This window comes from Ruegeria sp. CDSC079 (assembly GCF_059610505.1).
The window spans coordinates 99,386-112,659 of sequence record NZ_JBXWNT010000002.1 but is presented as its reverse complement, the minus strand read 5'-3'; the positions used below and the strand labels follow the sequence as shown (position 1 = coordinate 112,659).

General features: G+C 52.5%; 10 protein-coding genes and 1 pseudogene. 5 read left to right on the top strand and 6 right to left on the bottom strand.

The window, feature by feature from the left end:
- Positions 1-88 precede the first annotated feature (88 nt).
- Positions 89-844, top strand: a pseudogene (locus AC2FIC_RS03825) (IS5 family transposase).
- Positions 845-918: 74 nt separating this feature from the next.
- Here AC2FIC_RS03825 and AC2FIC_RS03820 read toward each other — a convergent pair.
- From AC2FIC_RS03820 to AC2FIC_RS03805, 4 genes are all read right to left on the bottom strand, one after another.
- Entirely contained in the window at positions 919-1,929 is a 1,011-nt protein-coding gene (locus AC2FIC_RS03820; RefSeq protein WP_496691974.1) for a DUF2955 domain-containing protein, read from the bottom strand.
- On the bottom strand, positions 1,919-2,983 hold the full coding sequence (locus tag AC2FIC_RS03815; protein WP_496691973.1) for an HlyD family secretion protein: 1,065 nt from the start codon (positions 2,981-2,983) through the stop codon (positions 1,919-1,921). The genes AC2FIC_RS03820 and AC2FIC_RS03815 overlap by 11 nt, the downstream gene beginning before the upstream one ends.
- Positions 2,980-4,059 (bottom strand): AI-2E family transporter, encoded by a 1,080-nt coding sequence (locus tag AC2FIC_RS03810; protein ID WP_281995029.1) that lies wholly within the window; start codon positions 4,057-4,059, stop codon positions 2,980-2,982. The genes AC2FIC_RS03815 and AC2FIC_RS03810 overlap by 4 nt, the downstream gene beginning before the upstream one ends.
- 180 nt (positions 4,060-4,239) lie before the next feature.
- On the bottom strand, positions 4,240-4,506 hold the full coding sequence (locus AC2FIC_RS03805) for a potassium channel family protein (protein WP_246097203.1): 267 nt from the start codon (positions 4,504-4,506) through the stop codon (positions 4,240-4,242).
- A 422-nt stretch (positions 4,507-4,928) separates the two neighbouring features.
- Here AC2FIC_RS03805 and AC2FIC_RS03800 point away from each other — a divergent pair, with 422 nt between their 5' ends.
- The 4 genes from AC2FIC_RS03800 to AC2FIC_RS03785 all read left to right on the top strand — a co-directional run bounded on the left by AC2FIC_RS03800 (position 4,929) and on the right by AC2FIC_RS03785 (position 10,850).
- On the top strand, positions 4,929-7,577 hold the full coding sequence (locus AC2FIC_RS03800) for an AsmA family protein (protein ID WP_496870017.1): 2,649 nt from the start codon (positions 4,929-4,931) through the stop codon (positions 7,575-7,577).
- A 206-nt stretch (positions 7,578-7,783) separates the two neighbouring features.
- Entirely contained in the window at positions 7,784-8,197 is a 414-nt protein-coding gene (locus AC2FIC_RS03795) for a MarR family winged helix-turn-helix transcriptional regulator (RefSeq protein ID WP_496691971.1), read from the top strand.
- The gene (locus AC2FIC_RS03790; RefSeq protein WP_496691970.1) at positions 8,194-8,814 is read left to right on the top strand and encodes a cysteine hydrolase family protein; all 621 of its coding nucleotides are present in this window, start codon (positions 8,194-8,196) and stop codon (positions 8,812-8,814) included. The genes AC2FIC_RS03795 and AC2FIC_RS03790 overlap by 4 nt, the downstream gene beginning before the upstream one ends.
- Before the next feature lie 347 nt (positions 8,815-9,161).
- Positions 9,162-10,850 (top strand): adenylate/guanylate cyclase domain-containing protein, encoded by a 1,689-nt coding sequence (locus AC2FIC_RS03785; RefSeq protein WP_496691969.1) that lies wholly within the window; start codon positions 9,162-9,164, stop codon positions 10,848-10,850.
- 72 nt (positions 10,851-10,922) lie between these two features.
- Here AC2FIC_RS03785 and AC2FIC_RS03780 read toward each other — a convergent pair whose 3' ends face one another.
- A complete protein-coding gene (locus tag AC2FIC_RS03780) occupies positions 10,923-11,336 on the bottom strand; it encodes a cupin domain-containing protein (RefSeq protein WP_496691968.1) in 414 nt (137 codons plus the stop codon).
- Positions 11,337-11,865: 529 nt separating this feature from the next.
- The gene (locus AC2FIC_RS03775; protein ID WP_496691967.1) at positions 11,866-13,266 is read right to left on the bottom strand and encodes a TRAP transporter large permease; all 1,401 of its coding nucleotides are present in this window, start codon (positions 13,264-13,266) and stop codon (positions 11,866-11,868) included.
- Positions 13,267-13,274 lie beyond the last annotated feature (8 nt).

The following is a 13,274-nucleotide window of genomic DNA, read 5'->3' as shown; positions in this document are numbered from 1 at the left end:
AAGCTTTCGCTTGGATCTATGTTAGGCTCAGGATGCATTGATTTTCGCTGCGCTGCGTGATTCACAGCTCCAAATATGGAGCGATGACATGAGCGACCTTTATTGGCTGACAGACGAGCAGATGGCCAAGCTTTCCCCTTTCTTCCCGAAGTCGCACGGTAGGCCACGGGTCGATGATAGAAGGGTGCTAAGCGGGATTATCTTCATCAATCGCAATGGGTTGCGTTGGCGAGATGTGCCCTGGGAATCCGGACCTCAAAAGACGCTCTACAGCCGGTGGAAGCGTTGGAGAGAGAAAGGCATCTTCGCACGGATGAAGGCTGGTCTGGCTGCCGAGCACGGTGAAAAGAAGATGGTCATGATCGACGCCACATATCTAAAAGCCCATCGCACGGCGTCCAGCTTGGGCGTCAAAAAGAGGGGCGTGGCCGCCTGATTGGCAGAACCAAGGCGGCATGAATACCAAGCTGCATGCTATTTGTGATAGCTAAGGTCGCCCGCTCAACCTGTTTGTTACTGCCGGGTAGGTCAGCGATTACATCGATGCTCGGGCTCTGCTCAGCAGCATATTAAACGTGGATTGGCTGCTCGGGGATCGCGGCTATGACGCCGACTGGTTCCGTGAAGCGTTAAAAGACAAAAGGATACGCGCCTGCATCCCAGGCCGTATGCAACGCAAGACACCGGTCAAATACGATAAGCGAAAGTACAACGTCGCAACCGGATCGAGATCATGTTCGGCAGGCTCAAGGATTGGAGGCGCGTGGCGACACGCTATGACCGTAGTCCCAAGGTCTTCCTCTCAGCCTTCGCACTCGAGGCAACCGTTATGTACTGGTTATGAATCTTGACCCTAAGTAGAATTGGTCAAGTTGAGAACTCTGTCGGTTTCAGCGCCAAGCCTTGTTGCAACAAACATCATTGAGCCGCCTGGCGCTCTTTTTCCGGCCAGAATTCATCTACCACGACATATGCGATGATTACAAAGAAGGCGGCGCTGGCAACTTGCAAAACTCGAATGATGCTCTTGACGTCAGCCTCGTCTGAAAACGGTGCAACCGACCCGCCGTATACAATCAGAGCCGTTGTAATAGCAGAGCCGGCAGCGGCGGCGAGTGGGGCTTGAGATTTACCGAGTGCTCCGAGTGTCAGGCAAAAGAAAAAACACAGCAGAATGGGCGTTAGAATAACCGGAGCTATTACGTTTATCTCATAGCAAATGATGGATACTGCCGCCCCAAGAAGGTTTGCCGTCAGCATTGCTTTTGCAACTGTTTTGCCTGCAGCGGGCATTGCCGCAAGTTGCTGGCTCAGCAGGGCGACAAAAAACAAAACAAGTAGTGCAGATGCGCCGGAAACAAAAAACGCCAAGGCAAACGGCACTGTTACAAGCGACATCCTGACTATTCGGCGATGTGGGTCGAAGTTCGGCGACGATGCGGCCTTCTTCTGGGCCGCTGTTTGAGGTTCGGCGGGGATCAGCGCGAACATTAGCGTCGATACAAAGCCCGCAAACAGCAGATTCAAAGGTATCCAATACACAAGCACCAAGGCCAGATCCTGGGATTGCAGAACCAAGTTTGGGATCATCAATGCCCCCATGAGAGCTATGACACCGGGTAATACTCCGGCGCCGGAAACTGACCACATGAAAGACAGGATTATTCCAATCGCCACCAGCATCAGAAATACAAGCGGATATGGTGAGAAGATTGACGACATCAGGAACGAAATGAACATCAATCCAATAGAGAAGACAAAGAGCTTCGCAAATGCTGTCAAAGGCAATGCGGCAGGTGCTTGCAGAAAAAGGGCGGCGAACACCGCCCCAACGACGGCAAGCGGCCACCCAAGAAATAGGCCCAATGAAAAGACGCCGGTAACACCCAGCGCAAGCCGGGTGACAGAGCGTTGGTCCTCAGTACGCATAGGACAGAATTGAAACCACGTGAATGTAGGTACGTCCCACGAGGTTCAGCAACGAGTTGTCGCTTAGGTACATGATCACATCGGCTTGCCCATTCAACTGAAAGCGAAGGTCGTCTTCGGTGCTTCCGGCTTCATAGCCGGGTAAAACGATCCTGACTGGGAATCTCTCAGGCTCTCGTAAAAAACCTTTGGTGCTTGGCGGGCTCGCCAATTGCCCGGGCACATCACCGCCGCTTAGGGAAACCGCCGAACTAAAGCTCTCAATGACGCCCGGAATAACCTGACCTGGATGCATGTCCAACACTACATCAACCGGAGACCCTATCGAGGCTCTTCCTAGGTTGTTCTCGGAAAAATACGCCTCAATCCAGACGTCAGTTGCGTCCAGAAACGTCAACAGATCCTGACCGGATCGCGCATATGTTCCGGGGGCTATCAGCAAATTAGAGATGACACCTGTCGCCGGAGCGCGCAACTCAGTCCACTCAAGGTTAAGCTCTGCATCCGCCAAGGCGGCCAACGCGCGCTGGATTTTCGGATTTTCAATCCCGTCGTCACCAAGTCTCTGTTTTGCTTTTTCCAGATCTGCTTTTGCGTTCTCATAGTTTGCCTCGGACTCTGCCAGTTGCCCTCGCGCATCATCGGCCTTTGAGACGGCAATCAACCCTTTCTTTTCGAGCGCAAATACGCGTTCTGTTTGAATGCGCATCGTATCCAGATCGCTCTGCGCCCTTGCTAGTTTGGCTTGTGCCGCTCTTACTTCTGCCGAAGATGCGCCGACTTCTTGAGTGGCTGCTTCGAGATCAGCTTCCGCTTTGTCGCGCTGAATCTCGTAGGGTCGCGCATCGATCCGGACAAGGACATCTCCGGCCGAGACAATCTGACCATTTTCGACCAATACTTCAGTCACGGTGCCAGTCACCTGAGGGACGATCTGAGTCGCCACGGCTTTTACTCTGGCGTTCCCGGTAAATGGCGTTTTCCGATCAGCGACCAAATACCAGACAAGGAAAATCAGAATGACAGCCAGGGTTGTCCATATCGTTTTCCTCATTTCGTCGTACCATCAGCAACGCCCTCGGCTTCGGGCGAGGTATCAATCCAAACCTTGAACAGCTCATAGAAGACAGCGAAGAGAACCGGCCCCATAAAGACACCGATCAGACCGTACGCCATCATACCTCCGAGAACACCGATGAGGATGACCAACATCGGAGTCTCAAGGCCTTTTGAGATGAACACGGGTCTTAGGAAACTGTCCATTATAGTGACGGGAACAGCCAGTATGGTGAAGATCAAAGCAGTTCCGCCGGACATGGAACTCCATGCGTAGATAATTACCGGTATAAGAACCAATCCGGGCCCGATTTGGATAATCGAGAGTATCAGGCAGATGAATGCCAACGTGGCGGCCGAAGAAATCCCAAACAAAGCCAACAGTATCCAAACGCAGACCGCTTGAATGGCAGCTACGCCAATCACGCCTTTTGTAACGTTCCGAATTGTTGCGCCTGCCAGTGTTACGAATTCTCCACCGCGCGGAGCGAAAACACGGTTGGCAAAGCGCTGAAGACCCTGGACCATATTTGGCCCGGGGCTGAACAACGCCCCCATAATCAATACGGACAGAGCTAAGCCAAGAAGCCCGATGCCGATGCCCAACACCTTTCCAAACAGCGACTTGGTGATCTCAAGGATTTGCGCGCCATATTTCGTAAGCGCGCCGTCAAGATTGCGCTCAAACATCCCCCAGACATCGGAAATTTTGTCTCCAACCAATGGCAATTCCTTGAGGCCCTCGGGCGCAGGGGGGACTTTCAACTCACCCTTGTCAGCTTGTTCCGCGAATTCAGCCCCTAGTTCTGCAGCACCAGACACCGCAGTTGCGACAGGCCCGAGGGTCAGAACAAGGCCCAGCAAAACCAAGATCGTTGTGGCAAGCTTTTTCCGACCTCCCAGCTTGGACTGCAGCCAATCAAATGCCGGGTAAAGCGCCACACAGAGGATAGTTGCCCAGATAACCACGCTTGCAAGCGGGGCCACCATGACCAGAGCGCTGTAGAGAAATAGTCCGAGAAAGAGCAATCGTATCGCTAGATCGACAATCTTTGCGTCCTGTGTCTTTTCCATTCCATCCCTCCATATATTTTTTGAATGTTATACTCAAAAAACATAATATGTATATTTTTTTGAGTTTTAGTGATCATCTATCAGCTTGAAGGCGCAAATGAATCCAGGCCGCGGTTTGAGATGCACAGACGGGCCAATGCCTGTGCAGGAACTCGGTCTGGCTCATTTGAGTGCAGTCTATTAGTCCGCTTTTTTGTCGTCTTGGGACAAGATTGTATCTGCCACTGTGGTCGCCGCGGTCACGAAGACACCGAGGCCCACGATGATGTAAATCATTGTGAAGATCTTCCCTGCCGCGGTTTCAGGTGAGAAGTCACCAAACCCTACGGTCGAAATTGTCACTACAGAAAAGTAGATTGAGTCGAGCCAACTCCAACCCTCGACAAAGTGGTAAAAGACCGAGGCCCATAAAATCATTCCAACCGTGAAGGCAAGAATGCCTTTCACTCTACCGTCTTTGAAAGCGACGCCTATCCCACGTGTTATTCTAGTTAGTGAGTTCATCCTGTCCTCGTCGTTTGAAGAATTCACATATAACAGTAATTAGATAAATGTGGGAAATCGAAGAAATCTGGCTGCCAATAGCTTGGGAATGCGTCGAGCCGCTGAAGTCGCAACCCCTGCAACGTGTCCAGTTCTGGTCGGTCAAACTCGCTTCAAGCCAGCTGATTGGAAGCTGGGTCAGCGGTACAAAAGTTATTTTGTCATCTACCCGTGATTTGCCTGTCCGACCAAATCAGCGAGAGTTATCAGCTGTACGGTCAAGATCATTCAGAGGTCGGGAAATTTACCGACCATATAATCCATTAACCTAACAAATAAATGGTTTAGGTTGCCCAAGGTATGAATCGGAACATTAGGAGAAAAGCGTGCGGTACGTTGCAAAAGGTGTATTTGTTTGTTGCGCTGTCGCGTTTGTGGCTGTGTTAGCAGCTTGGCTTTTCCTGTCTTCTACGTTGTTTTCTTCTGTAAGGACCACCTTCGTTGAAAACCTGATCTCCAAGAAACTTGGTCAGGACGTCATCATAGAGGATGAAGTGCGTCTAGGCCTTGGCCGGCACTTGCAGGTGTCAGCGGCGGGGCTGGTACTACCCGGTTCGCGGAGAGCGAACGAGAATCTGGCAGCAATCGACGAAATAGAGTTCGAAATTTCCACGCGCGACCTCTGGAACAGTAATCTATCGCTGAGCAACCTTTCTCTCTCGGGCGTTCACCTGAACCTGATCACAGGCAAAGACGGCGTCGGAAACTGGCAGTCCCTTTCCCAATCAGATGTAGAAGCCGGGCAAGCTGCTAAGTCTCCTAAAATGCCTTTGGCTGGAGTTCTAACGGACCATAAAATTGACCTGACCGATATCACCGTTTTCTACCGAAATGATCTAAACGGGCTTGAGCTGGATCTGAAGCTTTCTGAGCTGCTTCTAAAACGCGATACGGAAACCGACGTTGCGACCGCAGTTGGGGCCGGTTCGCTAAATGGAGAGAGGTTTGATCTGAACGCGACATTCCCTGCGGAAGACCCGTTTCAGGTAGCGGTGAACTTCGAACAGATTTCGATTACCGCAGAGGAATCCCCCATAGAAGACGGGCTGCAAGTGAAGACGACCCTAGAGGTTGTAGAACTTGGCCAGCTTCTCGATATCCTGAAGATTGACCGTGTCCTGGAAGGTTCAGGAAGTATTGGTGCAACATTCAAATCGGTCGACGGCGTTGCTCGGATTGATGATCTAAGTGTTTTGACGGAGTTGGATGGCGGGCAAAGCCTCTCGCTGACAGGACAAATCGGAGAATTGGGGAACCCGGAAGACGTATCGCTGACAACCCGCATTCGGTTGTACCCTGAAGATGCTGAACCGGGCACAGCCGCATCGCGGTATGATCTTAAACTTATCGCGGTCGACATGGTTATCGACAGCGTCCCCGGGCAGATTCCGCAGCGGCAAATGGTCATTAAGACCAACGGATTCACATTGGACACGTCTGGCGAGGGTCCGCCTCCGATCAAGTTCTCCGAACTTTCCAGAACACCAGAGGGCGCCTTAAGGGTCGGAAGCATCAACTTGAGAATTGGGAACCCGGCTGATCCGTTTATCATTTTGGACGGTTCGGTCGATGACGCGCTGCAGTTACAAGGAATATCAGCAGAAGGTCTAATGGATATTCCGGCAAGCAGTTTGATCTCACCAGAACTGTTAGGACCGGACGACCAACTCGGCAGATTTTCCGGCGACTTTCATTTGAATGGCGACATCAATCAGCTATCGCTGACGAATTTGGATGGCAGGACAAGCGAAACGGAAGTCTGGAACCTCGAAGTACATGGCACTGTCAAGAATGTACTCAAATTCGAGGACCTGGATTTGGCAATTGATGTTGAAGTCCCATCAGGTGCAGACCTTTTGGAGGCACTATCGCTTGATCGCGTGGAAACCGGACGGGCTCGCCTTGAGATTGAGCTCGCTAGCGAAGGCACCGATTGGAACGCGAGTGCCAATGTCGAGGTTGCTGAATCTGTCCTGGAAATTGTCGCCGATCTTGATGATGCAACAAGTGATCCTGTGCTGAAAGGTTCCATAGAGAGTGACCTGATAAAGATAGATCATATTCGAACTATCATTCAGGCCGCCGCACAGTTGCGGAAGCTAGGCGGTACGGGGCCCGACGAGGAAGACGTCAATCAAGAAGCAGATGACACTGACCCTTTGAGAAATGTTACGCTTAAACCAATTGGGCGTTCAGTTCTCTTGTCCGGTATGGATATGGATGTCGACATTGACCTTCGGCACATAGAGGGCGCCAAAGGCATTAGCAGTTTGCAGAGCGAACTGACGCTTAACAAAAATGAGCTTAAGGCCGGACCTTTGAAATTTGAATACGGTGGCGCTCATTTCGACGTCAGCGGGCAAATGGATCTATCGAACGACGCGCACCTGCTCACGTTGACCGGCAAGGCAGGCGGCTGGCAGCTGGATGATATTCTTCACGGTCTGAACTTCAAAAAAGGTGCAAGCGGTACGATCTATGCAGATTTTTCGGTGTCAGGAGGAACCGATTCACCCAAGCACTTTGCCAACAGCATGAACGGCAACGCCACAGTTTCATTGCGTGATGGCTCGATCGAGACCCAGCTTTTGGATTTGGCGGGGCTGGGTGTGCTGCCTTGGGTGTTTACCAAAGAAAAACAAAAGGTTGCTCCGATCGTGTGCTTGCGCGCGCCGATTAGTATCTCCAATGGAAGTATTTCGACGAAACAAACCACCTTGGAAACGGATCATGTCCAAGTTGTCGTTTTTGGCGGGGTCGATGTGGCTGGCAAGGTCTTGGATTTAGATCTACAGCCCCGCAAGATTGGCGAACCTCTTTCGAAAAGCCCCTGGCCAGTGACTCTAAAAGGCCCGCTAGCTAAGCCGAAAATCAAGGTCAAGGACGGCCCGAAGCGACTGAAACGATCAGATGGTGCAGACAAAATGCCTGCCAAAAGAAAACTCTGCGTCCCGGATATTTTGCAACTGCAGTAGTAGTAGTGGAGGCAGTTGGTTCAGGAATAAATCTAGAATTAAAGAAAGATTGCAGTGCTCCCGAAAAGGGATTTCCGTTTTGAGCCCAGACTTACCGGATGCTGCACGATGTACTAATGTCAGCTTTTTAGAGATGACATTGCACTTGTCAAAATGACATGTATAATGTCGTTATGAAGGCAGAACAACTTCACCAACTGATTTGGATGTCACGCCCCTTGATGCAGGCCGCAGAAGCCTGCGTTGAAACGGGCTTGGTCGGAACCAACCTAACAGTCCGGATGCGCGCCGTTCTGGAGATGCTGGACAAATACGGAGAGCAGACCGTCCCAGAGATTGCGGCAAGACTCGAAATCAAACGGCAATACGTTCAGATCATGTGCAATGAGACGCTGGCCTCAGGTCTGGTCGAGCACCGCCCAAATCCTCGCCACAAGCGGTCTCCTGTCCTGACGTTGACCGATCACGGTCGCACCCTCATTGAAGAGATCATTTCGAACGAAATGAAGCTTATGGAGAGGGTTGGTGCGAACCTACGCAGTGAGAGCATTTCCACGGCGCTTGAGGTCGTGCTCACAGTGACGGACAGACTAAAAACCCAAGCGGGAGAGAGCGAATGACTTTCGGTGTTATCTTGGCCACCGCGGTCTTGCTCCTAATTCTCTGGCTCGCCAACGGTATAAGACGCATTGGCGCGGTCAGTGTAGGAGAAACGATATCGGACCGGAATGGATCAGCACTACTGCTGATTGATCTACAGTCGGTATTCTGGGAGCGCGGTCCGTACTCGAACGCCGCAAAAGAAGCCGCCGCAGGTGTCATTCTTTCGGAAGTAGAAGCTGCGAAAGCGCAAGGCCATCCCGTCATCGCCGTGCGTCAGGAATGGTCGATCCCTTCAACCAAGGCAGTGGCAAAACTCTTGATGAAAGGGCAGGCGATAGAGGGCAGCGACGGGACCGAAATTGCCGAGGTTTTTACATCTCTACCCGACCATGTGCTTGTTAAGCGCGTGCAGGACGCATTCGAAATGGGCGAACTGGATGCTCTTTTAGAGAGTTACGACGTCGGCAGGCTGCGCCTTGTTGGTTTGGACTTGAATTACTGTGTGCAAAAGACGGCGCTGGCGGCCAGAAAACGAGGCTATGACGTCACCGTCGTGAAAGAGGGGGCGCTCGCAGCCGCACCGACGGAAAGCGCTGAAAAGAAGATGTCGTCAGCAGGTGTGGCCATTTGCTGAGCGGACATTGATCTTTCAAGCGCAAACGGCAGCTTCGTCCCGCTCAGCAGACGTTCAACGAGTTTAGAGGAACGTCTGCCTTGAGCCCAAAGCGGAATTGCTTTGCCACGAACATTGGCAGCTAAAGAAACGCAAGTAACTAACTCCGCGGATATGAAGGTGACCGTTTGCTGAATGCGCGACAGGTATTTGAGCATTACCTTTTTAGTTGTGCGTGTATGCCTGTACCTATGCTTTCTATTCATTAAGGCTTTTCAAAATCTGACGAATGGGCTGACAGAAGCAACCCACCGAGCTAACTTCATTGCAAAGAGGAGGGGTGAATGGGAAGACGTCTCACGACGGTATTGGCCGCCGACATTGTGGGCTATTCCGCGCTGATGGATCAGGACCGTACTGGCACAGTCGCTGCATTAAAGACCTTCCGTGAGGACACGTTTCTCCCGATCGTGGAAGATACCAATGGTTCACTGATCAAAAGCATGGGCGACGGCTGGATCGTCGAGTTTCAATCACCATCTGAAGCAGCAGCTTGCGCGATTGCAGTTCAGTCCGCCCTCAAACCTGACCACATCAAACTGCGCATCGGGGTTCACACAGGGGAAGTGGTAACCGATGGCGATGACATTTTCGGCGACGGCATCAATGTTGCGGCGCGTCTGGAGGCTCTCGCGAAGCCGGGACAAGTGCTCTTTTCGGATACGTCACATAACAGCCTTGACCGTAACGATGCGGGATTATTCGACGGCGGAGAGCAAACCGAACTGAAAAACATCACGCGGCATGTTGGAATCTGGTGTTGGCCAAAGGGTACGAAAGCCAATCTCGCGATCAAAGCGGATGTGAGGCCAGGAATCGCAGTGCTCCCATTCGACAATATGTCGGGTGATCCGGAGCAGGAGTTCTTTGCCGATGGCATAACGGAAGACATCATAACTGAGCTATCTCGGTTTCGTTGGTTGATGGTCGTCGCACGAAACTCTTCTTTTGCTTATAAGGGGAAAAGCACGGACATCCGCGACGTGGGCCGCGACCTAGGGGTTCGGTATGTACTGGAAGGCTCCGTTCGGCGTTCCGGGCAGCGCGTCCGCATCACGGGACAGCTCATAGATACCGAAAATGGGAGCCATTTGTGGGCGGACCGCTTTGACGGTGTGCTCGACGACATCTTTGATCTTCAAGATCAAGTCACCGAAGACGTAGTTACAGCTATTGAACCATCGGTGCGGCACGCTGAAACAAATCGTGCGCGTGCAAAGCCCACCAAGGACTTACAGGCATACGAGCTCTACCTCCGAGCATTATCACATTTCCACTTGCTGACTGACCAAGACAACATAGAGGCAATACGACTAACAAAACTGGCTTTGGATCGAGATCCGGAATACGCCTCCGCAGCGGGCTTGCTAGCATGGCTTCATATCCAACGTCTTGTGCAAGGTTTGGAGCCTGTAGATCAGGGACCCAAGTCAGCTGTCGCGGCCGCAGAGCAGGTGCTGCGGAGCGATCGCGCGGACGGCATTGCAAAGGCTTATGCCGCACATTCGATCTCTATGCTGGCACAGGACCTGTCCCGCGCGCGGACAGCCTTTAAGGAAGCATTGTCGGAAAATCCCAACGCGGCGACGGTCCACATGCTCGCCGCTGCAAATCTTTATTTGCTGAATCGCCCTGACAAGGCGCTGGAACATGCAGTCCGGTCTGTCGAACTCAGCCCGGGTGATCCATTGCGGCACGCCGCTTTCATGGGACAGGGTGCCGCCTTGTTTCACTTGGGACGTTATGAGGAAGCCGCGCAGGCCTGTCGCGAAGCCTTGTCTGTGCGTGCAACCTTCCTGATGAGCCACCTGATGCTGATTGCCTCGCTCGCTGAGCTCGATGACATAGATGCGGCAAAAACAGCGGCTGTCAAATTGAACGAGATCGCTCCGAATGCGGCTTCGATAACCGAGACAACACGTTTACCATTATTCTCTATTCCAACCTGCGCTGATCGCTGGCGCAGCGGGTGGAAAAAAGCAGGGTTGCAAGTGTGAAGGCAAACGGCACCCCCCCCGGTTCCGACAACCATGCATTCGGTAAAGGATATTTCGCCTTTGTCTTGAAAATCAGTCGCTGACCAAAACTCTGCCTGGCTGGCCCTCCTCATGGACACGGAACACCAAAATGGTTGCCCCTTCGTCCCCTGAGCGAGCGGTGTGCACTTTTTTCAACGGAACGACGCCTACGTCACCTGAAAAAGCTTCTTGTTCGCCTTCGCCGTCTAGGATGAGGGTGACGCTGCCCTGCAGAATGTAGGCAAATTCTTCACCGGGATGCCAATGCATTGGTAAAGTGAGGTTTGGTGGTAGGGCAACATGGCTCACGACAACCTCCAAGCCCTCAGTGCTTTTGAGCGACTCGGTTAGCAAGTCCTGAATAAGCGGTTTTTGCAAAGTCGCTGGATCCCGCACATCGTGCGACATAGCCGCTGCGGCACCAGTCACGACAATCAAAAAAGCTAATATGATTGGTTTCCACATCTAATCCCCTCCCACTTTTAGAAGATGATGGCATTGGGACCTTTTCGAAATCAATGCTGGTGTGCACGCGGTTAACTGCGACGTTCCAAATTGTTGTGTCAAAGGCTGTTCCAGGGTCCGCAAAGTTCGCGCAGCGCTTCTTAGTGGACGGTGCGGCGAGTGGCGGCTTAGCCCTGCAGACCGTGAGTTACCGTTCTACAGGATTTCGCACGCTCGACGAACGGCAGCTAGACACACACTATTCAGCACTTCGCCGTGGTGACGGCGGAGTGCTCTTTCCACTATCTCTCAAGATTCTGCTTTGGACTCACAACAGGCTCCGGTGCCGTTGCAGAAAGGTCCCCTGCCCCACCAATAGCTGATCATGCGGACGGCCCAAATCAGTCGACACGCCTTTACACGACTGAACAGATAATGACGCCAGCTATCTATGCTTTTGGTCGCCGTTGCTTATTCATGAATGGCACGCATCTTGCATCTTTGTCTAAGCCGCACCGGCAAACCGCGCTCAAAAATCATCCCCTGCAATTCAAACCTGTCCAGGAAGCCACAGGACGATAGCAGGGAACGCAACGAGCATTGCGATCGTCGCTGCATCCGCCAGAAAGAAAGGCGTTACACCTTTAAAAACATCCTGAACGCTTAGGTCATCACGCACGCCAGCCACTACAAAGCAATTCAGCCCGATAGGTGGGGTGATCAGGCAGAATTCGGCCATTTTTACGACCAGAATACCGAACCAGATGGCACACATCGGTCCGGACATACCGAAGGTACTGTCGGCTGCGCTTACGGCCTCGCCACCGTTCAGCGCCATGACTGCGGGATAAACAACCGGCAACGTCAGCAACAACATTCCGATCGCATCCATGAACATGCCCAGAACGGCATAAGCCAGAAGGATGCAGACCAAGATCAGCATTGGCGACATCTCAAGCGAGGTGATCCAGTCGGAGAACGCGATGGGTAGTTCGGCAAAACCCAAGAACCGGACGTAAACTAACACGCCCCAGATGATGGTAAAGATCATGACGCTCAGCTTGGCTGTCTCCAGCAACGCGTCTTTCAGCTCAGACCAGCGCATGCCTTGGTAAAGAGCCATCAGAAAGACAACGAAAGCACCGATTGCACCACCCTCGGTTGGCGTGCCCCAAGCATCGCCTCCGAATGGGTTGTAGACAAAGAAGATGATGGTAACGACGACAAACAAGATAGGCAGTGCGGGCGGAAGAGACATGAAACGCTCTTTCCATGTAAAGCCTGAGACTGCGGGACCAAAGTCTTTGATCACAACAGCCATGCCAATGATCAGCAAGCCATAGATCAAAGCTGAGAACATGCCCGGAATGAAACCGGCTAACAGCAGTTTGCCCACGTCCTGTTCCACGATAATCGCGTATATGACCAAAATGGCCGAAGGAGGGATGAGCGACGCCAATGTGCCGCCTGCAGCGACGACACCTGCAGCAAAGCGCTTGTCGTAGCCGATCTTCAGCATCTCGGGGATGGCGATGCGGGCGAAAACGGCGGATGTGGCAACCGAGGCTCCTGAAACCGCAGCGAACCCGGCGGTCGCGAAAACGGTCGAAACCGCCAGCCCGCCTGGAACCCAGGCGAGCCATCGCTTGGCGGCTTCGAACAGCGCTTTAGTCAGGCCCGCGTAATAGGCGAGGTAGCCAATAAGGATGAAGGTCGGGATAAGGCTAAGCGCTTGGCTTGAAATCTTGGAGTGCGGCACCTGCCCCGCTGTTTTGACGGCCACAGTCACAGCCTTGCCGAACCGCGCCGGGTCGTACCCAAACTTGGCCCAGAAGATCCAGATCAGGCCAACCATTCCGGCCGTTGCGGCAGCAAATGCCACGCGCATACCCAGCACCACAAGAACAAGCATTCCGCCCGAGACGATCAGACCAATTTCAATGGGTTCCATCAGAATTT

Coding starts and splice junctions, on each gene's coding strand:
- AC2FIC_RS03780 (WP_496691968.1), bottom strand. CDS start 11,336: ATGTGGAAACCAATCATATTAGCTTTTTTGATTGTCGTGACTGGTGCC.
- AC2FIC_RS03810 (WP_281995029.1), bottom strand. CDS start 4,059: ATGGAAAAGACACAGGACGCAAAGATTGTCGATCTAGCGATACGATTG.
- AC2FIC_RS03775 (WP_496691967.1), bottom strand. CDS start 13,266: ATGGAACCCATTGAAATTGGTCTGATCGTCTCGGGCGGAATGCTTGTT.
- AC2FIC_RS03790 (WP_496691970.1), top strand. CDS start 8,194: ATGACTTTCGGTGTTATCTTGGCCACCGCGGTCTTGCTCCTAATTCTC.
- AC2FIC_RS03815 (WP_496691973.1), bottom strand. CDS start 2,983: ATGAGGAAAACGATATGGACAACCCTGGCTGTCATTCTGATTTTCCTT.
- AC2FIC_RS03795 (WP_496691971.1), top strand. CDS start 7,784: ATGTCACGCCCCTTGATGCAGGCCGCAGAAGCCTGCGTTGAAACGGGC.
- AC2FIC_RS03820 (WP_496691974.1), bottom strand. CDS start 1,929: ATGCGTACTGAGGACCAACGCTCTGTCACCCGGCTTGCGCTGGGTGTT.